Annotated in this window: 16 protein-coding genes; 8 read left to right on the top strand and 8 right to left on the bottom strand. The window is 71.7% G+C overall.

What is annotated here, in order from left to right; translation table 11 throughout:
• Positions 1–85: 85 nt before the first annotated feature.
• Positions 86–2617, bottom strand: coding sequence for a DEAD/DEAH box helicase (locus ABZO29_RS16590; protein ID WP_367320966.1), 2532 nt, complete (start codon positions 2615–2617; stop codon positions 86–88).
• Between the two features lie 696 nt (positions 2618–3313).
• On the opposite strand from ABZO29_RS16590, the gene ABZO29_RS16585 reads away from it, so the two are divergent.
• On the top strand, positions 3314–4078 hold the full coding sequence (locus tag ABZO29_RS16585; RefSeq protein WP_367320965.1) for a ferritin-like fold-containing protein: 765 nt from the start codon (positions 3314–3316) through the stop codon (positions 4076–4078).
• 37 nt (positions 4079–4115) lie between these two features.
• Here the strand turns inward: ABZO29_RS16585 and ABZO29_RS16580 are convergent, their stop codons facing one another.
• The 4 genes from ABZO29_RS16580 to ABZO29_RS16565 all read right to left on the bottom strand — a co-directional run bounded on the left by ABZO29_RS16580 (position 4116) and on the right by ABZO29_RS16565 (position 6009).
• Positions 4116–4385 carry a hypothetical protein gene (locus ABZO29_RS16580; RefSeq protein WP_367326152.1) on the bottom strand — a complete coding sequence of 90 codons (270 nt, stop codon included), beginning with the start codon at positions 4383–4385 and terminating at the stop codon, positions 4116–4118.
• Between the two features lie 172 nt (positions 4386–4557).
• On the bottom strand, positions 4558–4785 hold the full coding sequence (locus tag ABZO29_RS16575) for a DUF3107 domain-containing protein (protein ID WP_142142321.1): 228 nt from the start codon (positions 4783–4785) through the stop codon (positions 4558–4560).
• A gap of 146 nt (positions 4786–4931) precedes the next feature.
• Positions 4932–5576 carry a TetR/AcrR family transcriptional regulator gene (locus ABZO29_RS16570; RefSeq protein ID WP_367320964.1) on the bottom strand — a complete coding sequence of 215 codons (645 nt, stop codon included), beginning with the start codon at positions 5574–5576 and terminating at the stop codon, positions 4932–4934.
• 208 nt (positions 5577–5784) lie between these two features.
• Complete coding sequence (locus ABZO29_RS16565) at positions 5785–6009, bottom strand: hypothetical protein (protein ID WP_367320963.1); 225 nt, start codon at positions 6007–6009, stop codon at positions 5785–5787.
• Between the two features lie 247 nt (positions 6010–6256).
• On the opposite strand from ABZO29_RS16565, the gene ABZO29_RS16560 reads away from it, so the two are divergent.
• The 7 genes from ABZO29_RS16560 (at position 6257) to moeZ (ending at position 15092) form a co-directional block, all read left to right on the top strand.
• On the top strand, positions 6257–7342 hold the full coding sequence (locus ABZO29_RS16560; RefSeq protein ID WP_367320962.1) for an alpha/beta fold hydrolase: 1086 nt from the start codon (positions 6257–6259) through the stop codon (positions 7340–7342).
• An 8-nt stretch (positions 7343–7350) separates the two neighbouring features.
• Positions 7351–8859 carry a DUF3152 domain-containing protein gene (locus tag ABZO29_RS16555; protein ID WP_367320961.1) on the top strand — a complete coding sequence of 503 codons (1509 nt, stop codon included), beginning with the start codon at positions 7351–7353 and terminating at the stop codon, positions 8857–8859.
• A gap of 190 nt (positions 8860–9049) precedes the next feature.
• Positions 9050–10708: a DUF3492 domain-containing protein gene (locus ABZO29_RS16550; RefSeq protein ID WP_367320960.1), complete on the top strand. Its 1659-nt coding sequence runs from the start codon at positions 9050–9052 to the stop codon at positions 10706–10708.
• Positions 10705–12003: a hypothetical protein gene (locus ABZO29_RS16545; protein WP_367320959.1), complete on the top strand. Its 1299-nt coding sequence runs from the start codon at positions 10705–10707 to the stop codon at positions 12001–12003. The genes ABZO29_RS16550 and ABZO29_RS16545 overlap by 4 nt, the downstream gene beginning before the upstream one ends.
• Positions 12004–12153: 150 nt before the next feature.
• On the top strand, positions 12154–13113 hold the full coding sequence (locus ABZO29_RS16540) for an NAD-dependent epimerase/dehydratase family protein (protein ID WP_367320958.1): 960 nt from the start codon (positions 12154–12156) through the stop codon (positions 13111–13113).
• Positions 13101–13850, top strand: a complete 750-nt coding sequence (locus ABZO29_RS16535) for a spherulation-specific family 4 protein (protein ID WP_367320957.1) — start codon at positions 13101–13103, stop codon at positions 13848–13850. The genes ABZO29_RS16540 and ABZO29_RS16535 overlap by 13 nt, the downstream gene beginning before the upstream one ends.
• Before the next feature lie 63 nt (positions 13851–13913).
• A complete protein-coding gene (moeZ, locus tag ABZO29_RS16530; protein WP_367320956.1) occupies positions 13914–15092 on the top strand; it encodes an adenylyltransferase/sulfurtransferase MoeZ in 1179 nt (392 codons plus the stop codon).
• A 71-nt stretch (positions 15093–15163) separates the two neighbouring features.
• Here moeZ and ABZO29_RS16525 read toward each other — a convergent pair whose 3' ends face one another.
• From ABZO29_RS16525 to ABZO29_RS16515, 3 genes are all read right to left on the bottom strand, one after another.
• Positions 15164–16720, bottom strand: a complete 1557-nt coding sequence (locus ABZO29_RS16525; RefSeq protein ID WP_367320955.1) for an alpha/beta hydrolase — start codon at positions 16718–16720, stop codon at positions 15164–15166.
• A 161-nt stretch (positions 16721–16881) separates the two neighbouring features.
• Positions 16882–18417 (bottom strand): alpha/beta hydrolase, encoded by a 1536-nt coding sequence (locus ABZO29_RS16520; RefSeq protein WP_367320954.1) that lies wholly within the window; start codon positions 18415–18417, stop codon positions 16882–16884.
• 106 nt (positions 18418–18523) lie between these two features.
• The gene (locus tag ABZO29_RS16515; RefSeq protein ID WP_367320953.1) at positions 18524–21241 is read right to left on the bottom strand and encodes a YbhN family protein; all 2718 of its coding nucleotides are present in this window, start codon (positions 21239–21241) and stop codon (positions 18524–18526) included.
• Positions 21242–21274: the final 33 nt, after the last annotated feature.

Below are 21274 nucleotides of genomic sequence, written 5' to 3'. Positions count from 1 at the left end.
GGCCTTCCCACGGTGGTTGTCCCGGAAGACCGATGGCCCGGGCCCACGCGGGGTGGGACCGGGCCATCGGCCTTCGGGCGGGGGATCAGCCCTCCGCGGGTTCCGCGGCGGCCGTCGCCTTGCGCGTACGGCGCGCCTTCGGCTTCGCCTCGGCCGCGTCGGCGGCTTCCGCTGCCGAGGCTGCCGTCTTGCGGGTGCGCCGCGGCTTGGCCTCGGGCTCCGGCACGGCCTGCGCCGGGATGCCGGCGGTCTCGGTCGCCTCGACGGCCTTGCGGGTGCTGCGGCGGGGCTTGGCCGCCGCGGCCTCGGCGGTGTCGACGGCGACCTCGGCCGCCGCGGCGGCCTTCCGGGTGCGCCGGGGCTTCGCCTCGGTGACCTCCGGTGCCTCCGCCGTGGCGGTGGCCTTGCGCGTACGACGCGGCTTGGCCTCGGCCGTGTCGACGGCGGTTTCCGCTGCTGCGGCTGCCGTCTTCCGGGTGCGGCGGGGCTTCACTTCCGCGCCCTCGGCCGTGTCGACCGCGGTCTCGGCGGCCGCTGCCGTCTTGCGGATGCGCCGGGGCTTCGCCTCGGGCTCCTGTATGGCCTGCGCCGGGATGTCGGCGGTCTCGGCGGCCGCTGCCGCCTTGCGGGTGCGCCGGGGCTTGGCCTCGGTGGCCTCGGCCGTGTCGACCGCGGTCTCGGCGGCAGCCGTCGCCTTGCGCGTACGGCGGCGCGGCGCGGACTCCGTCGGCTCCGCGCCGGCCTCGGTGGTTTCCGCGGCGGCTTCGGCCGCAGCGGCGGTCTTCCGCGTGCGGCGCGGCTTGGTCGCCGTGGCCTCGGCGGTGTCGACGGCGGTTTCCGCTGCTGCGGCTGCCGTCTTCCGGGTGCGGCGGGGCTTCACTTCCGCGCCCTCGGCCGTGTCGACCGCGGTCTCCGCGGCAGCCGTTGCCTTGCGGGTGCGGCGGCGCGGTGCCGCCGCGGGAGCCTCGGGCTGGACGGCCTCAGCAGTCTCCGGCGTCTCGACGGCCTCCGTCACCGAAGCCGTCGCGGCCGGGTCCGCGGTCTTGCGGGTGCGGCGGCGACGCGGCTTCGACGGGGTGTCGGCGGCCTCGGGAACCGTGCCCTCGGCCGTCGCCACGGCGGCTTCCGCGGCTTCGGCGGTCACGGGCTCGACGGCCGACGTCGCGACGGCCGCGGTCGCCTGCTCCGCCGGGGCCCCGCCGCGCGTACGGCGACGGCGGCGCGGGGTGCGGGAAGCGGTGACCTCCTCCGCCGCGGAGGACTCCTCCGCTGCCGGTGTACCGGCCGGCGCCGACGTCTCGTCCATCGGAGCCCCGCTCCGCGTACGACGGCGACGACGCGGCGTACGGGACGGGCGCTCGCGCTCGGCGGAGCGGGACTCGTCCCGGCCGCCCCGGCCACCACGACCGCGCGCACCGCGGCCGCCCGGCTCGCCCAGGTCCTCCAGCTCCTCCGCGTCGAGCCCGGCGCGCGTGCGCTCGGAGCGCGGCAGTACGCCCTTCGTGCCCTCGGGGATGCTGAGCTCCTCGAAGAGGTGCGGGGACGTGGAGTACGTCTCCGGCGGGTCGTTGAAGTTCAGCTCCAGCGCCTTGTTGATCAGCTGCCAGCGAGGGATGTCGTCCCAGTCGACGAGCGTGATCGCCGTACCCGAATTGCCCGCGCGGCCCGTACGGCCGATGCGGTGCAGGTACGTCTTCTCCTCTTCCGGAGACTGGTAGTTGATGACGTGCGTCACGCCCTCGACGTCGATGCCGCGGGCGGCGACGTCGGTGCAGACGAGCACGTCCACCTTGCCGTTGCGGAACGCGCGCAGCGCCTGCTCGCGGGCGCCCTGGCCGAGGTCGCCGTGGACCGCGCCGGCGGCGAAGCCGCGCTGCTTGAGCTGGTCGGCGAGGTCGGCCGCGGTGCGCTTCGTACGGCAGAAGACCATGGCCAGTCCCCGGCCGTCGGCCTGCAGTATGCGCGCGACCATCTCGGGCTTGTCCATGTTGTGCGCGCGGTACACGTGCTGCGAGATGTTCGCGACCGTCACGCCCTCGTCGTCCGGCGCGGTGGCGCGGATGTGCGTGGGCTGCGACATGTAGCGGCGCGCGAGACCGATGACCGCGCCCGGCATGGTCGCCGAGAACAGCATCGTCTGGCGGCGGGCCGGCAGCAGGTTGATGATCTTCTCGACATCGGGCAGGAAGCCCAGGTCGAGCATCTCGTCGGCCTCGTCGAGGACCAGGCACTTCACGTGCTGCAGGTTGAGCTTCCGCTGGCCGGCGAGGTCGAGGAGGCGGCCCGGGGTGCCGACGACCACGTCGACGCCCTTCTTCAGGGCCTCGACCTGGGGCTCGTAGGCCCGGCCGCCGTAGATGGCGGTGACGCGCACGTTGCGCACCTTGCCCGCGGTCAGCAGGTCGTTGGTGACCTGTGTGCACAGCTCGCGCGTGGGGACGACGACGAGCGCCTGCGGGGCCTCCGTGAGGGCCTCGGGCTGGGCGCGGCCCGCCTCGACGTCGGCGGGGACGGTGACGCGCTCGAGGAGCGGAAGGCCGAAGCCGAGCGTCTTTCCGGTGCCGGTCTTGGCCTGGCCGATGACGTCCGTGCCGGAGAGGGCGACGGGGAGGGTCATCTCCTGGATGGGGAAGGGGGTGATGATGCCGACGGCTTCCAGTGCCTCGGCGGTCTCGGGAAGGATTCCGAGATCTCTGAACGTAGTAGTCAGGGTGCTGCCTCTTCTGTGTGCGCGGTGCGAGGCGAGCGCGGGGGTCTTTGACGGACCGTGCCGGGGACGTCGGCTGCCTTACGGGATGGCCGTAGGGCACGGGACCACTGCCGACGCTCACGGGCCTGTCCGGCGGATCATGCCGGAGACGCGGGGGTCTGGTGCGCCCATCTGCGGCGTTGTCGTCGGTTGCCGACGCTCCGCGTCGACGCCCTCCTCCGCCTTGCAGCTGGACGCACCAGACCCCGCTCACCGGGACTGATCAGGCACCGTGTTTCCCTCCGGCCTGATCCGCCGGACAGGCCCAGCGCTCGAACCGCTGAGGGTGTCCCCCTCCGATCCGCGTACGCGCAGTGCCGTACGGTCAGGGAGGGCTGTCGGGTCGGAGCCGATCGGGCCACCGACCGGGCATCCTCAAACGTGCGGCCCGTCGAATACGCCGTCTCCATAGACGAACGTATTCAGCAGGCGCATTACCACCATACCCCGGAATCGCGCACACGCGATGGCCGATTCGGTCACGTAGTGGTTGTCACACTGATTCACGTCTTAGTTGTCACACTGATTGACCAGGGACTTCCGCCGTGCGGCGAGCGGGCTATTGTGCGCTTCATGACGACCTCTGACAAGCCTGAGAACGCCTCCGACGCAGCCCCCGAACCCGCCGAACACTCAGGAGTCGCCGCCCAGGACTGGGCGAAGGCCTCCGCCGATCCGCAGTACCGGGCCGCGGTCGTCGACCTGCTCGGCGCGCTCGCGTACGGCGAGCTGGCGGCGTTCGAGCGGCTCGCGGAAGACGCCAAGCTGGCGCCGACGCTGGAGGACAAGGCGGAGCTGGCGAAGATGGCGTCGGCCGAGTTCCACCACTTCGAGCGGCTGCGTGACCGGCTCACGGAGATCGGTGAGGAGCCCACGCGCGCGATGGAGCCCTTCGTCGCCGCGCTCGACGGCTTCCACAAGCAGACGGCGCCCTCGGACTGGCTGGAGGGACTCGTCAAGGCGTACGTCGGCGACTCCATCGCCAGCGACTTCTACCGCGAGGTCGCGGCCCGTCTCGACTCCGACACCCGCGCCCTCGTGCTGGCCGTCCTCGACGACACCGGGCACGCCGGTTTCGCCGTCGACCGGGTGCGTGCCGCGATCGACGCCGACCCGCGCGTGGGCGGGCGGCTCGCGCTGTGGGCACGGCGGCTGATGGGCGAGGCCCTGTCGCAGTCCCAGCGGGTCGTCGCGGACCGGGACGCGCTCTCCACCATGCTCGTGGGCGGCGTCGCGGACGGCTTCGACCTCGCCGAGGTCGGCAAGATGTTCTCCCGCATCACCGAGGCGCACACGAAGCGGATGGCGGCGCTGGGGCTGGCGGCCTAGGACCTGTCGCGGGCTGGCGGCCTAGGACCCGCGGCCCCTACGCCGGTGCCGATCGTCGGCGGAGTCTTCCCGTGGGGCGCAGCAGCAGGGACAGCGAGGCCGCGGAGACGATCGCCGCGCCGACGAGGATCAGCAGGAAGTTGCCGGGGCCCAGGGCGCTGTGCGTGACGAAGGCACCGATGAGGGCTCCGGCGACACCCGTGGTCAGCACCAGGGAACGAGCGGGCAGGCGGTGGGAGAGCCGGTGGACCGCGGTCCACGCCAGCAGGAGACCGAGGAGTGCGGAGCCGAGTGCTTCGAACAACATCATGGGGTCCCTCCCACACGGCCACACTGCTCGCTACGGTCGTAGCCCGTCATACCCGTGGCCTGCGGAATGCAATCCTCCCTGTGCGTGCGCCCCGCGCTCCCTGTGAGACGGGGAAAAACGCGTGGGGCCCGGCGACTTTCCGTCGCCGGGCCCCACGCGTGCTGTCTGTCTACAGCGCCCCGAAACCCACCTTGCGCGGGGCCGGCTCGCCGAGCTCGACGTAGGCGAGGCGTTCGGCCGGGACGAGGACCTTGCGGCCGTGCTCGTCCACGAGGGTCAGCAGCTGCGACTTCCCGGCCAGTGCCTCGGCCACGATCCGCTCGACCTCCTCGGCACTCTGACCGCTCTCCAGAACGATCTCGCGGGGCGCGTGCTGCACGCCGATCTTGACCTCCACGGCTATGTCCCTCCGACGGTCAGTGAAGTGCGCGACCTTCCGCGCCGTACGCAGCACACATTAGCCCGGTGAGGGGACGTACACGCTCCGCGCCAGCACGCCAGGAGCGAACAGCGGACGGGAACAAACTCCCGGCCCCGGGTCAGTCAGTGGTGCGGTTCGGTGCCGTGCAGCGGGAATCCCGCGATGCCGCGCCACGCCAGGGAGGCCAGCAGCTGGACCGCCTGGTCGCGCGGGACACTGCGGTCGCTGTGCAGCCAGGAGCGGGCCACCACCTGGGCGAGCCCGCCCAGACCGGAGGCGAGCAGCATCGACTCCGCGCGCGAGAGGCCGGTGTCCTCGGCGATGACGTCGCAGATCGCCTCGGCGCACTCGTTCGTCACCTTGTCGACGCGCTCGCGCACCGCGGGCTCGTTCGTCAGGTCCGACTCGAAGACCAGGCGGAAGGCGCCGCCGTCGTCCTCGACGTACGCGAAGTACGCGTCCATCGTCGCCCGTACACGCTGCTTGTTGTCGGTCGTCGACGCGAGCGCCCCCCGCACGGCCTGGATCAGCGACTCGCAGTGCTGGTCCAGCAGGGCGAGGTAGAGGTCGAGCTTGCCCGGGAAGTGCTGGTAAAGGACCGGCTTGCTGACGCCGGCGCGCTCGGCGATGTCGTCCATCGCGGCCGCGTGGTAGCCCTGTGCCACGAAGACTTCCTGGGCGGCGCCCAGCAACTGGTTCCGTCGGGCTCGACGCGGCAGGCGCGTGCCCCGCGGGCGTGCCGCCTCTGTCTGCTCGATGGCTGTCACGCCGCCTCCCAAAATCGTCCACATGCGGTGTGCGCCGCGCCGCCATCGTACTTTTCGGTAACCGTGGTGTGCGCGGTGCGAGCGCAGAATTTCACGTACCGGACGGTGACGAAAGCGCTGTAGAAGGTTTCAAGCGCAGACATAGGGGGCAAAAAGTCGCCTCTTTCCTGTTCAGCGCGGTGCCGGGGTTCGTCGACGGTGGTCGACGTCAGCGATAGTCGTCCTCGTCGATGGAGACGACGCGTGCCTGCTCGACGAGGTCGGCCTCGTTCGCGCGGGCCGGGTCCACGCCCTCGAGGGGGTCGTCGCGGTCCGGCGAGATGTCCGCGTGCTGTTCCGCGGCGTCGTTCTCGGGGGCCTCGACGTCGAAGTCCGCGGCGTTCGCCTCCTCGAACTCCTCGAGCGCCTCGGGGTCGGTCGGGTCAACGGCCATGGTGGGCTCCCTTCCTACGAATGTCCCTGGAAGAAGCAGGGGCCACAGCGGGTGCCCTCTGTACGAGCCTAGGAGACACCCGCTGCGGACGCTATGCGATGCGCGGTCGCGGTTGCGCGATCTGTGAACGGGCTCGTGCGATCCGTGTCCGGTCACCTGCGATGTGTGCCCGGTCGTGCTTGATCCTCCATCAGTCTGTGACCGCGAACACACAAACCGCGGCGTGATCGTCTCGTAACATTGCTGCATGTCTTCGACCGAGCTGCCGTCCGTGCCGCCCACCAGTGTGCTTCCGAAGACGGCACCCGTCAGGGTGGGGGAGGGCGAGCGGCTCAGGTCGGTCGGGCTGCCGGGAGTCACGCTGACGGTCCGGTCGAGACCGCCGGCGCGCGAGGGGCTGCCGCCCGCGCTGTACGTGCACGGCCTCGGCGGTTCCTCGCAGAACTGGTCGGCGCTGATGATGTTGCTGGACGGCATCGTGGAGAGCGAGGCCGTCGACCTGCCCGGCTTCGGCGACTCCCCGCCACCTGACGACGGCGACTACTCCGTGACGGGGCACGCGCGTGCGGTGATCCGCCACCTCGACGCGGCCCGGCGCGGTCCCGTGCATCTCTTCGGCAACTCCCTCGGTGGCGCCGTCGCGACGCGGGTCGCCGCGGTGCGGCCCGATCTCGTCCGGAGCCTCACGCTCGTCTCGCCCGCGCTGCCGGAGCTGCGCGTGCAGCGGAGCGCGGTGCCGACGGCGCTGCTCGGAGCGCCGGGCGCGGCCGCGCTCTTCACCCGGTTCACCAGGGAATGGACGGCTGAGCAGCGGGTGCGGGGTGTCATGGCACTCTGCTACGGGGACCCCGGGCGGGTGACGCCCGAGGCGTTCCGGCATGCGGTGGAGGAGCTGGAACGGCGGCTGGAGCTGCCGTACTTCTGGGATGCGATGACGCGGTCCGCGCGCGGGCTCGTCAACGCGTACACACTGGGCGGCCAGCACGGTCTGTGGCGCCAGGCCGAACGGGTCCTCGCTCCGACGCTCCTCGTCTACGGCGGCCGCGACCAGCTCGTCGGCTTCCGCATGGCCCAGAGGGCGGCGCGCGCGTTCCGCGACTCACGGCTCGTCACGCTGCCGGAGGCCGGTCACGTCGCGATGATGGAGTATCCGGAGACGGTGGCGACGGCGTTTCGGGAGCTGCTGAAGGATACGCAGGGGGCTGCGGGGGGCGGTGAGTCCCCGAGTGCCCCCGGGGCCGGCCGTGAGGCCGAGGGTGTGTCAGGTGATGACGCCGGGAGCACATCCGAGGATGATGCCAAGGCATCGGGCAACACTGGCGCGGGGAGCTGAGACGCGACGTGGGACGCCACAGCCGACGTGGACCTGCTCCCAAGAGCGCGCCCAAGGCTGCACCAAAAGGCAATAAAGCGGACTCTGCGGGGCAGCGTCGGGTGCCGGGAGCGCCCCCCGTGGGTGGGGGACCGGGGCCCGGGTACGGAGGGCCGCGGCTGCCCGACGGCACCCCGGCGCACGGTTTCCCGAGGCTGCCCGATGGCACTCCCGCGCGTGGTGTTCCGCGGCTGCCTGACGGCACTCCCGCGCGTGGTGTGCCACGTCTGCCTGACGGCACTCCCGCGCACGGCTTTCCGAGGCTGCCCGACGGCACTCCCGCGCACGGCTTCCCTCGTTACCCCGACGGCACTCCGGCCCACGGCGTCCCCCAGGTTCGCGGCGGGCATCCCGAGCAGCGTGAACACGGCGGCGGCTGGGGCCAGTTGAGCGGGCGGGCCGGGGCCGCCGGGTCGGCCGGTCCCGCCTTACCGCGCCAGCGGACCGCGCCGACGCCCGCGGCGGCCCCGCGGCAGGACTACCTCGACGCCTTCGCCGAGGACGACGACGTCTTCGCGCGTCGCGCCACCTCCGCCGCCACGCCCCGTACGCTCGCCTCCGTGCACACCGCGGACCCCCACGCCGCCGTCACCGACTGGGACACCGGACCCGGGATCGAGAACGACACCGGCGACGACGTCCCGCCGGCCGGCGAGCCCGCGCCGGCCAAGGGCGGCAAGGGTCGCGCCTTCACCGGCATCGCGGCCGCCGCCGTCACCACCGTCCTCGCCGTCATCGTGGCCGGACAGGTCACGCACGGGAGCGACGACAGCGCTGTGCGGTCGCAGTCCGCCACCGACCAGGCCCGGGACGCCCGCGACCCCGCGTCCCGCGGGGACGACCGGCCGAGCCAGTCCGCGTCACCCGGCATGGAGACGCTGACGTACGACCAGAAGATGGACCAGACGTACGCGCTCAGCCCCACACTGAAGGGCTCGGGAAAGTTCGACGCGGTACCCGGCGTCGACAAAGCACCCGGCAAAGGGCAGAAGTACACCTACCGCGTCGACGTCGAGCAGGGGCTCGGCCTCGACGGTGAACTGTTCGCGCAGGCCGTGCAGAAGACGCTGAACGACGACCGGAGCTGGGCCCACAACGGTGCCCGCACCTTCGAGCGCATCTACTCCGGCAAGCCCGACTTCGTGATCACCCTCGCCAGCCCGGGCACCACCGCCTTCTGGTGCGCCAAGTCCGGCCTGGACACGACCGAGGACAACGTCTCCTGCGACTCCGCCTCCACCGAACGCGTGATGATCAACGCCTATCGCTGGGCGCAGGGCTCGAAGACATACGGTGACCAGATCCACGCCTACCGGCAGATGCTGATCAACCACGAGGTCGGCCACCGCCTCGGCAACCACCACGTCACCTGCAACAAGGACGGCGAACTCGCCCCGGTCATGCAGCAGCAGACCAAGTTCCTCGACCACGGCGGAATCCACTGCAAGGCCAATCCCTGGCCGTACCCAGGGGAATGACGGGGCGTCGCCATCTGATCTCTTAGCGTGACCGAACGCGGTCCGTGCGGGAAAGTTACGAGGGTTCACCCCTTTCGGTGGCGCGACGGACAACCGTCCGTCGCGCCACCGTCATGTCCGCATACGTTCGTCCCGCTGCGAGCCGCCGAGCCAACGGCGGCTCCCCAGACGGGAGATCGGGGGTGCACTCGTGCGCATCGGACTGCTTACGGAGGGTGGCTATCCATATGTGAGCGGTGACGCCGGACTCTGGTGCGACCGGCTCGTGCGCGGGCTCGGGCAGCACGAGTTCGACATCCACGCGCTCAGCCGCAGCGAACGCCAGGAGGACGAGGGCTGGGTCGACCTGCCGCCGCAGGTCCGCCGGGTGCGGACGGCGCCGCTGTGGACGGCCGAGGACGACGGGGTCGTGTATGCGCGCGGCGCGCGCCGGAGGTTCGCCGAGCACTACGGCGACCTCGTGGCAGCACTGTGCGCGGCGCCCTCCGCGCAGGAGCCGGCCGCTGAGGCGGACCGTTTCGGCAGCGCGCTGTACGGGCTCGCCGAACTCGCCCGCGACGAGGGCGGTCTCGTCGGCGCACTCCGCTCCGAAACCGCCGTACGTGCCCTGGAGCGCGCATGTCGGGCGCCCGGTGCGCTGCGTACGGCGCGCGAGGCTCGCGTACCGGATCTGCTCGCCGTGGCCGCGCACCTGGAACGAGCCCTGCGCCCCCTCTCGCTCGACTGGTACGAGGACGACAGCCTCGGCTCGGTCGACCTGTGTCATGCCACGTCGGGAGGCGCGGCCGCGCTGCCCGGACTGCTCGCCCGGCACTTCTCGGGCGTACCGCTGCTGGTGACCGAGTACGGCGTGCGGCTGCGCACGCACTACCTCACGTCCCCGGAGTCCGCGCCCGCGGTGCGGTCCCTGCTTGCCGCCTTCCAGGGCCGGCTGGCCGCCGAGGTCTACCGGCAGGCAGCCCGCATCACGCCCGGCAATGCGCACGCCCGCCGCTGGCAGGAGCACTGCGGCGCGGACCGCGACAAGATCCGCACCGTCTACCCGGGTATGGACGCGTCCTGCTTCGCCGAGGTCGGCGAGTCCTCGGAGTGCGCCGACCCGGACACGCTGGTCTGGGTCGGCCGGGTGGAACCGGCCAAGGACCTGGTGTCGCTGCTGCACGCCTTCGCGGAGATCCGCAAGGAGGAGCCGAAGACCCGTCTGCGCGTCATCGGCACCCCCGCGGGGGCCGAGGGCGCGGCCTACCTCGGTCACTGCAAGGCGCTCGCCGCGCAGCTCTTCCCCGACGAGGCGGAGGGCCCGCACGCCGTGGGTGACAACCCGGTGTCCTTCGAGGAGACCGGCGGCCCGGATGCTCCGACCCTGGCCGACGCGTATGCCGCGGGCGCCGTGGCCGTCCTGTCCAGCGTCGTCGAGGGCTTCCCGATCGGCCTGGTCGAGGCGATGTTCTGCGGCCGCGCGACGGTGTCGACCGACGTCGGCGCGGTGGTGGAGGTCATCGGCGGCACCGGGCTGGTCGTCCCCCCGCGCAATCCGCGGGCGCTCGCCGAGGCGTGCATGGCACTGCTGCGCGACCCCGAGCGCCGTGAGCGCCTCGGCGCCGCCGCGCGCGCCCGCGCACTCGAACTGTTCACTGCCGAACAGAACGTCGCGGCATTTCACGGCATTTACCTGGAGATCGTCTCGCACTGCCCGGTCACGCGGGTCGTCCTCGACGCCACGGGGGAGCCGCTGCCGTTCTCCGTTCCCGCGGAGGCCCACCTGCCCGGCCGCTGGACCGGCCCGGCACCCCACGGCGTGGGCGGGGGCGGCATGCCTGCGATGTCCGCCGGGGAGGGAGCGCGATGAGTGGTCTCGGCGAACTGGACCGGCCCGGGACACCGGGGAGCCCCGGGGCGTGGGACGAGCCGTCGGAGGAGTGGCTCGCGGAGGAGACGGGGGCCCCCGAGCCGACCCCGTCCGAACCGGAAGGCGGCAGCGCGGACACGGAAGCCGCATCTGCCGGAGGCCCGGCGGCCGCCCGCAAACCGGCCGCTGCAGCCCCCCGCCGTGGTGCCGCGGATCCCGTGAAGGGCCTGATGCACCGCCACCGCGAATTGTGCGAACGGGCCGTCGACCCCTTGGAGATCGCCGCGGGCCTGGAGGCCCACGGCGTCACCGACCGGACCGCGGCACGCTTCCGCCATCGCGATGTCTTCTCCCTCGCAGAGGAGATGTACGCCCGTGTCCCCCGGGACGGAGAGACACCCCGATGCCCCGAGCCGCCCGTGCTCCCGCGGCCCGGCGTGGGCTGGACCCTGCTGACCCTCGTGCCGGGTGCGCTGTGCGCCGCGACCATGGTCGGGCTGAGCCTCACCAGGGGGCGGCCGCACCTCCTCGTGGCCGTCGGGGGCATCCTCGCCGTGGCCCTCGGCCTGCGCGCGGCCCTGCGCCGCGGCCCGCTGAGCGCGCAGCACGGCCCGCATGCGGTCCCGCACGCCACCGCCCCCTGGACCATCTGGCTCCTCGCCTACGCCGCGCTGGGCGGCGGCCTGCTCCGGACAGCCCTCGAAGGCGGCCCCGACGGGCTACCGACCGGCACGGCCGAAGGCTCCTGGCCGCTCGCCCCCACCGCCTCCCTCCTGGCCCTCGCGCTGGCCTGCACTCCCGCGGCCTGGACCGCCCACCTGTTCGCCACCGGCGCGCGCCGCAGACTCGCCGCGAGCCGCGGCCTGGAGGAGTTCGCCGCCTCCGTGCGACCGCTGCTGCTCGGCACGTTCGCCCTGTTCCTGTGCGCGCTCGCGGCTCTGCTCGCCCTGTGCGCCACCGCCCTGGGCCAGCCCGCCGCCTACGCCGAGGTTCTCACCCTCGGTGCGCTCCTCCTGCTCGCCCGCCTCCTCACCGTCCACGGCTTCACCCATGCCCCGGCGGTCGTCCTCGCGGCCACGGCCATGACCGAAGCCGCCACGCTGACCACGGTCTTCGCAGGGCGCCTTCCCGGCTGCGGCTTCCTGGCCGTCCCCGCCGAGACCCTCGTGCACACCTGGGGCCCGGCCGGCGTCCCGGCCCTCGTCTGCGGAGCTGCGGCCCTGGCCCTGCTCGTCCACGCCACCCGCCGGCTCACCCGGGCCTCGGCCCACGTGCGACCGGACGAACCATGGTGACGCGACGCCGCCGACCGCGCTCCCCCCGACCCTCGCAGGCATCCGCACCGTCCCTGAAGGAGAACACCAGATGACCACCTCCCGACCCGGAGCATCCGGCGCCCAAGGCGCACCCGGAGCCGCCGGAACGCACACCCCGGGAGCGGCCCGATGAGAGTCCTGCTGATCGGAGCCAACGGCTACCTCGGCCGCTTCGTCGCCGACCGCCTGCTCGCCGACCCGGCCGTCCAGCTCACCGCGCTCGGCCGCGGCGACGACGCGGACGTCCGCTTCGACCTCGCGTCCGGCAGCCCCGGCGCCCTCACCCGCTTCCTCGGCGCGGTCCACCCCGGCGTCGTCATCAACTGCGCAGGCGCCACCCGCGGCGGTGCCCGCGAACTCACCCGGCACAACACCGTCGCCGTCGCGACCGTCTGCGAAGCACTGCGCCGCAGCGGCTGCGGCGCCCGTCTGGTGCAGATCGGCTGCGGCGCCGAGTACGGGCCCAGCCAGCCCGGCTCCTCCACGGCCGAGGACGCCGTGCCGCGCCCCGGCGGCCCGTACGGCGTCAGCAAACTCGCCGCCACCGAACTGGTCCTCGGCTCCGGGCTGGACGCGGTCGTCCTGCGCGTCTTCTCACCCGCCGGACCCGGCACGCCCGCCGGCTCCCCGCTCGGCCGCCTCGCCGAGGCCATGCGCCGCGCCATGCAGTCGGGCGACGGCGAGCTCAAACTCGCCGGTCTCGGCGCCCAACGCGACTTCGTCGACGTGCGCGACGTGGCTCGCGCCGTGCACGCCGCCTCGCTCTCAGCCGCGCAGGGCGTCATCAATATCGGTTCGGGCCGCGCCGTCCGCCTGCGCGACGCCGCCGCCGTCCTCGCCCGCGTGGCCGGGTACGGCGGGGCCCTCCACGAACTCGACGGGCCACCCGGTCCCCTGAGGGCGACCATCGGCCACCCCAGGACCGAATCCGACCACGCGGCTCCCGTCGCGTACCCGTACCCCGACGGCTGCGGCAGCTGGCAGCAGGCCGATGTGCGCACGGCACGCGATCGGCTGGGCTGGCGGCCCCGGATCAATCTCGAGGAGTCCCTGGCCGACATCTGGATGGAGGCGGCATGCCGTATCTGACCAGTTCGAAACCGGGCACCGCGAGCACCGACGTCCGCACGGGATTCGGCGTCCCCGGCCTCGCGCACCCTTTGCTCGCGCCGGCCGAGTGGGGTGGACTCGCCCGCCCCGGCACACCCCTGCACTGGGTCGTCCTCAACGTCGCCGACGGCCCCGGAGCCCGTCCCGACACGCACTGCCTCGATGCGGCGGGTCGGCTTCGCAACGCGGGCGTCCGCGTCCTCGGCCACCTCGACACCGCCCACGGAGCCCGCGCCTTCGCCGACGTGGTCTCCGACGCGCGCCGGTACCTCGACTGGTACCAGGTCGACGGGTTCTTCCTGGGTCGCTGCCCCGCCGAACGGGCCGTGCTTCCCCGGATCCGCCGCACGGTGGCCACGCTCCGCGCGCTCCGTGACGAGGCCCACATCGTCCTCGCACACGGCACCCACCCGTGCCCGGGCTACCTCGAGAACGCCGACCAGCTCGTCACCTTCTCGGGCTCCTGGACCGAGTACCGTTGGTCCCAGGTGGCCGAGTGGACCGCCGAGTACCCGCCCGAGCGCTTCTGTCACTTCGTGCACGGCGTCCCGCGCGGTCACCTCGACGAGGCCCTGCGCATCGCCCGCTGGCAGGGCGCCTCGACGATCTGGTTCACCGATCGCACGGACGGCGGCGGCCGCGTCGACCCCTGGGAGACCATGCCCGGCTACTGGGACGAGATCGTCTCGCGGATCGGGACGGGTGTCTCGGAATGAAAAAGGCCGTGGCACTGTTACGGGGAGAACAACTGTAGTGATTGACCGACCAACGGAGTCCCCGTGTCGCTGCCACCCCTGGTCGAGCCGGCCCCCGAGCTCACCGTAGACGAGGTCCGCAGGTACTCCCGCCACCTGATCATTCCCGATGTCGGGATGGACGGGCAGAAGCGGCTGAAGAACGCCAAGGTGCTGTGTGTGGGCGCCGGCGGCCTGGGCTCGCCGGCGCTGATGTACCTGGCCGCCGCGGGCGTCGGCACGCTCGGCATCGTGGAGTTCGACGAGGTCGACGAGTCGAACCTGCAGCGTCAGATCATCCACAGCCAGGCCGACATCGGCCGCTCCAAGGCCGAGTCCGCGCGTGACAGCGTCAAGGGCATCAACCCGTACGTGAACGTGATCCTTCACGAGGAGCGGCTCGAGGCCGACAACGTGATGGACATCTTCAGCCAGTACGACCTGATCGTCGACGGCACGGACAACTTCGCGACCCGCTACCTGGTCAACGACGCCTGTGTGCTGCTGAACAAGCCGTACGTGTGGGGTTCGATCTACCGCTTCGACGGCCAGGCCTCCGTCTTCTGGTCCGAGTACGGCCCCTGCTACCGCTGCCTCTACCCGGAGCCCCCGCCCCCCGGCATGGTCCCCTCCTGCGCCGAGGGCGGCGTCCTGGGCGTGCTGTGCGCGTCCATCGGCTCCATCCAGGTCACCGAGGCCATCAAGGTCCTCACCGGCACGGGTGAGCCGCTGGTCGGCCGCCTGATGATCTACGACGCCCTGGAGATGCAGTACCGCCAGGTCAAGGTGCGCAAGGACCCCAACTGCGCGGTCTGCGGCGAGAACCCGACCGTCACCGAGCTCATCGACTACGAGGCCTTCTGCGGCGTCGTCTCCGAGGAGGCCCAGGAGGCGGCCGCCGGCTCGACGATCACTCCCAAGCAGCTCAAGGAGTGGATCGACGACGGCGAGAACATCGAGATCATCGACGTCCGCGAGATCAACGAGTACGAGATCGTCTCGATCCCCGGCGCCAAGCTGATCCCGAAGAACGAGTTCCTCATGGGCGCCGCCCTGGAGACCCTTCCGCAGGACAAGAAGATCGTCCTGCACTGCAAGACGGGTGTCCGCAGTGCGGAAGTCCTCGCGGTCCTGAAGTCCGCGGGCTTCGCGGACGCCGTGCACGTCGGCGGCGGTGTGATCGGCTGGGTCAACCAGATCGAGCCGCACAAGCCGGTCTACTGACCCTCGGCTCGTCCCGCTGTCCGGTCGGCGGGGGCTTCGCGCACCACGGGTGCCCGAAGCCCCCGCCGCCGTCATGAGCAGACCTTGCCGTCCCTCGGCACCGTCCCCCGCAGCAGATACGCGTTCACCGTCGAGTCGACGCAGTCGCTCCCGCTCCCGTACGCCCCGTGCCCCTCGCCCCTCCAGGTGAGGACCACACCGACGTCCTTGCCCAGTTCGTCCGCCATCCTGCGGGCGCCCTCGTACGGCGTGGCCGGGTCCCCGGTGTTGCCGACCACCAGGATCGGCGCCGCACCCGGCGCGCTCACCTCCGGGCTGTCGTGCTGCCCGGCCACGGGCCAGTCGTGGCACCAGCCGGCCGTGTCCCAGCCCAGGAAGGGCCCGAAGACGGGCGAGATCTTCTCGAACTCGGGCAGCAGCTTCTCGGTCTCCTCCAGCGTCGGCCGCTGCTTGTCGTCCAAGCACGATATGACCCGTTGCGAGTGGGTCGTCGTGCCGTAGTGCCCCGAAGCGTCCCGCTCGTTGTAGCCGTCGGCGAGCGCCAGCAGCTCGGAGCCGTCCCCTTCCTCGGCCGCGTCCAGGGCGCTGGTCAGGCTCGGCCAGCCGGACTCGCTGTACAGCGGCAGGACGATGCCCGTGACGGCGAGGGTTTGCGTCAGCTTCCGCCCCGACGAGGTGGGCAGCGGGTCCGCGTCGATCCGCTTCAGCAGGTCGGCGATCTTCTGCGTGCCCCGCTCGGGGTCCTGGCCCGTGGACTTCAGATAGTCGTTCAGCGCGCGCTGGAAGCCCCTGGTCTGGTTCTCGGCGTGGCCCACGGTGTCGGCGCTCGGGTCGACGACCGCGTCGAGAATCATGCGCCCCACGTTCTTCGGGAAGAGGTGGGCGTAGACGCCGCCCAGCTCGGTGCCGTACGAGATGCCGAAGTAGTGCATCTTCGCGTCGCCGAGGACCTGACGCATGAGGTCCATGTCGCGGGCGGTGTCGGTCGTCGACACATGCGCCATCAACTCTCCGGCGGCCTTCTGGCAGCCCTTGCCGAAGTCGGTGGCGTCCTTGAAGTACGCCTGTTCCTCGGCCGGGGTGTCCGGAGTGGCGTCGACCGACTCGGCGGCCTCGATGTCCTTGTCGCTGCGGCAGCGGATGCCCCTGCTGCCACCGACGCCGCGCGGGTCCCAGCTGACCAGGTCGTACCGCTCGTGCAGTGGGGAGACCGTGGAGGCGTACGACGGCATCATGGACACGCCCGAGCCACCGGGCCCGCCGAAGTTGAACAGGAGCGAGCCGATGCGGTCGCCGCCGCGCGCCTTGGTGCGGATCAGAGCGAGCCCGATCGTCTTGCCGTCCGGCTTCGACCAGTCCAGCGGCACCTTCAGCGTCGCGCACTGCCAGTCGCTGCCCGGCGCGGGGGAGTCCGAGGTGGCCCTGCAGCGTCCCCAGTCGAGCTTCTGCGAGGTCAGGGAGGCGGGCAGCGCGGAAGCCGGGTCCGAGGAGCCGGACGACGCGGTGGCCGATGCCCTCGCGTTCCCCGTTCCCTTGCCGTCCTCCCCGTCGCCCGACGTGCTGCTGCAGCCCGCCACCATCAGTGCGGCGACGGTACCGAGAGCCGTCCATCGTGCGATACGCGCCATGTGCCCTTCCCCCCTTGCAGGCCGTCCGCACCGAGCGTCAGACGGCTGTCAGGCCATAGTAGGCGGATCAAGCCCGACCCGCCCGACCCTGTGGATAACCTTCTGACCTGCAAGTTTTCCAGGCAATCGGCTTGCGGGGGACTCTGCTGGACGAACGGCCGCTAGGTGCAGACAGTTCCCGCCGCCGGAACCTTCCCGTCCAGCAGATAGCCGTCCACCGCGTCCTTCACGCACTTGTTCTTGCTGTCGTACGCGCCGTGCCCCTGCCCCTTGTACGTCAGCTCGACGCCGACGCCCCTGCCCAGGGCGTCCACCATCTTCCGGGCGCCCTCGTAGGGCGTCGCCGGGTCGCCGGTGTTGCCCACGACGAGGATCGGCGCGGATCCGGGCGCGCTCACGTCCGGATGGTCGGCGGCGCCCGGCACGGCCCAGTCCGTGCAGCTGAGCATGGACCAGGCCATGAAGTCTCCGAACAGCGGCGAAGCGGCCCGGAACTCCGGCAGCTTCCGCTCCACATCGCCGGTGGAGTAGCGGGGTTTGTCGTCGGAGCAGTTGATGGAGACGTTGGCCGCCGCGATGTTGCTGTACTCGCCGTTCTCGCTGCGCCCGTTCAGCGAGTCGGACAGCAGCATCAGGATCCTGCCGTCGCCTGCGTACGCCTGCTCCAGGCCCTCGGTGAGGTACTCCCAGAAGTCCTTGGAGTACAGGGCCTGAGCGATGCCGTTGGTCGCCGCGGTCTCGGTCAGCTCGCGCGGGAAGACGCCCGGGATCGGCTTGCGGTCGAGGTCCTTCAGGAGCGTGGCGATACGGTCCTTCACGTCCTGCGTGGTGTCCCCGACGGGGCAGTCCTGGGGCTTGGACGTGCAGTCGTTCGCGTAGTTGTCGAGCGCGCGCTGGAAGCCCCTGGCCTGCCCCAGCGAGCCCTGCTCGGGCGTCTGCGTCGGGTCCACGACCGCGTCGAAGACGGCGCGTCCCACCTTCTTGGGGAACAGGTGGGCGTAGACACCGCCGAGTTCGGTGCCGTACGAGATGCCGAAGTAGTACAGCCGGTCGTCGCCGAGTACCTCACGCATGAGATCCATGTCGCGGGCCGCGTCGGTCGTGCGCACGTTCGGCAGCATCTCCTCGGAGTGGTCCTCGCAGGCCTCGTTGAACTCCTTGGTGTTGTCCAGGAACTCCTTGCGCTCGGTGGCGTCGTCGGGAGTCATGTCCTGCTGGAAGTACGCGTCGAGCTCCTGGTCGTTCTCGCAGACGACCGGGGAGCTGCGGCCGACCCCGCGGGGGTCGAAGCTCACGAGGTCGTAGCGGGTGCGCAGTTTCGCGTAGTCCTCACCGAACGCGGGGAGCGTGGTGACGCCGGAGCCGCCGGGCCCGCCGAAGTTGAAGACCAGCGAGCCGATCCGCTCGCTCTTGCCGCCGCTCGCCTTCGCCCGGATCAGCGCGATCCGGATCGTGTCGCCTTTGGGGTCGTCCCAGTCGAGCGGCGCCTTCATCGTGGCGCACTGCCACTTGGCGCCGCCCGGCAGGGGCGAGGGGGCGCTGCCGCCGCCCTCCGCCTGCGACGGGGCCGGGCAGTCTTTCCAGCTCAGCTTCTGTGCCGTCAGGTCCTCGTCCTCGGAGTCGTTGCTGCAGCCCGTCACCAGTAGGAGGGCGATGGCGGTCACGGCAACGGCGCGCAGGCGAGAGGGGCTCGGCATGCTCCCATCCTGCGGGCGGGCACGGCAGGGCGCGCGGGGCAACGGCCGTACGAGGTAACGGCAGCCATGTGCCGGAAGGACTGTCCGGCAGGCAGCCGCCGTCGTCCTAGAGCGCCTCCTTGCGGGAGAGCTGGTTGAAGGCCAGCCAGCCGGGCAGCACCGGCAGCCACAGTGTCAGCAGCCGGAACAGCAGCACCGCGGGCGCGGCGACTTCCTTGGGCAGCCCCACCGCGATCAGACCGACCGTCAGGGTGGCCTCCACCGCGCCGACACCGCCCGGCGTCGGGGCGGCGGAGCCGAGCGCGTTACCGGCGAGGAAGACGACGGCGACACTGGCGATGCTGATGGAGGTCGACTCGTCGCCGAAGGCACGGATCGACGCGTCCAGGCACATCACGAAGCAGGCCGTCAGCAGCAGCATCCCGCCGATGCCGGTGATCAGCTTCTGCGGCCGCTGCAGAACGTCGAGCATGCGCGGTACGACCCCCGCGAACAGCGACCTCACGCGTGTGACGACGAATTTCCGCATGAGCGGCACCGACGTCACCACGAGTACGAGCACCGCCACGGTCAGCAGACCCGCGATGACCGTCCTGGACGGCGACAGCGACGGGGTTTTCTCGGTGCCGGTCAGATAGCCGAAGGACAGCAGCATCAGGATGTGGCAGCCGAGCCCGAAGAGCTGCGACGCGCCGACGCTCGCCACCGCGAGCCCCGGCCGCACTCCCGCGCGCTGCAGGAAACGCGTGTTCAGGGCGACACCGCCCACCGCGGCCGGCGCCACGATCTTCACGAACGACCCGGCGACCTGTGCCGCGACCGTCCGCAGGAAGGGCACTCGTTCCGGCACGAAACCGAGCAGGGCCATCGCCGCGGCGACGTAGCTCAGCGCCGAGAACGCCACGGCCGCGGCGACCCAGCCCCATTCGGCGTTGGCGACGAGGGGACCGAACTCGATGTGGGTGAGCTGGGTCAGCAGGAAGTACGCGCCGATGGCGCCGGCGATCAAGCTGATCAGTGTGCGCGGCCGCACCCGCTCGAGCCGGGCGGGCTCGACCGGCGCCTGTGGCCTGATCCGCAGCATCTCGTGGCGGATCTGCGTGAGCAGGTCCTCCTCGCGCGCCCCCTCCAGTGCCTCGTCCAGGGCCCGCTTCTCGGCCCGCGCCTCCGCGCGCACCGCCTTCTTGCCGGGCTTGTCGAGTATGGGCACGGCCTCGCCCCCGGCCGTCTCCGCACGGGCCTGCCTGGCCAGCCGGGACGCCTCCAGGACGGCCTCCCGCTCGCGCTGCGCCCGCTCCCGGGCCAGTTTCCGCAGTGTCGCGCGCGTGGAGCGGCTCAGCGCGATGGGCTGCAGCATCGGCAGACAGTCGGCCACGGCGTCGGGGCCGAGAACGCCCACCGCCGAGGCCACCGCGCGCTCGGCCCCCACCCGCAGGCCGAGCGTCACGAGCAGCTGGGAGATGTCCATGCGCAGCAGCAGGTTGTTGGCCGCGATCTCCCCGACCCGCAGATCGGTGAGGATGACCGTGCCGGAACGATCCACCAGAATCGCGTCACCCACGAGCCTGCGGTGCGCGATGCGCCGTGACTTCAGGGCCCGCACCTGCTGCCAGGTGTCGCGCAGCAGATTGTCGGTGATCTCCTCGTCGGGCAGTGAGTCGAGCGTGCGTCCGCCGGTGTGCTCGTAGACGAGCATCACGGCGTCGGGGCCGAGCTCGGAGGTCGCGATCAGCTTGGGCGCGTTGGCGCCGGCCGCGATGGCCGCGTACGCCAGGAGGGCCTCCTGCTCCAGCGCCTGGCGCAGCGACTGCAGGCTGCTGCGGGTGGCGAAGCCGCGCAGCGTCAGGTTGCGCCACGCGCGGTAGAAGAAGCCCTGCGCCTGCTGCTCCCGGTCGACGACCGTCACGTCGAGCGGCGGACCGTCCTCGAGGGTGACGAAGTAGCGCCGGCCGCGGTCGCCGGTTTCCGGTGTGTCCGGCACTTCCTCGCGGGACGCGCTCACCGGGTGGAAGCCGACGTGCCGCAGACCCGCCATCAGCGTCCGTCCGGTCGGTCGGACGTTGGGCGAGCCGACCGCGTACAGCGTGCCGTATGCCACGGTCCAGCCGATCAGCACGGTCAGGATGATCGAGAACGGTGTCGTGTAGCCGGTGACGAGCATGGAGAAGGCGTCGAGGAGCAGCACGATCCACAGCACCGCGCGCCAGCGCGGCCTGCGGGACATGCCGACGGCCGTCATGTAGGCGATGACGGGCGCGAGATAGCCGTGCACAGGGTCGGTGAGGGCGTGGATGTCACCGGGGGAGGGCTGGGTGAGCGCCTCCTGGATCGAGTCGGGTGCGGCCTTCGCCACCCACAGGTCGGTGGCGAGGGTCACACCGTGCGCGAGGACCGCCGCGAGCACACCGTCGGCGATGCGCAGCCCGTCACGCTTGATCAGCCGCTCGATCGCGAACGCGACCGGCACCAGCAGGATCGCGATGCTGGAGGCCAGACCGGCGATCTTGATGAGCAGGTCGGGTGCCTGCCCGGTGCCCTTGTTGATGTCCTGTTCCAGGCCCGAGGTGGTGCCGTGCGCGAACGCCGCGATCGCGAGGAGCACGATGACCGCCAGCACACCGACCAGCAGCCGCATCAGGTCCGAGGGCCGGTGTACGCGCGCGGGGAGCAGCGGCTCGTCCCCCTCGACCTCGTCGGCGTGCACCTCCTCGACGGGCTCGCGGGACGGGCCGGCGTCCTTCTCGGTCGCCCCGGCGATGTCCGGGCGCGACGCAGCGTCAGAGGTGCCCTCCGCGTCCTCGGGGTGCACACCCTGCTGCTTCATCGCCTCTTCTTGGTCTCGTATCACCAGTCACCG

Source organism: Streptomyces sp. HUAS ZL42 (assembly GCF_040782645.1).
Taxonomy (GTDB): Bacteria; Actinomycetota; Actinomycetes; order Streptomycetales; family Streptomycetaceae; genus Streptomyces.
Note: the sequence above shows the minus strand (reverse complement) of the source record. Positions and strands in the feature narration are given on the sequence as shown.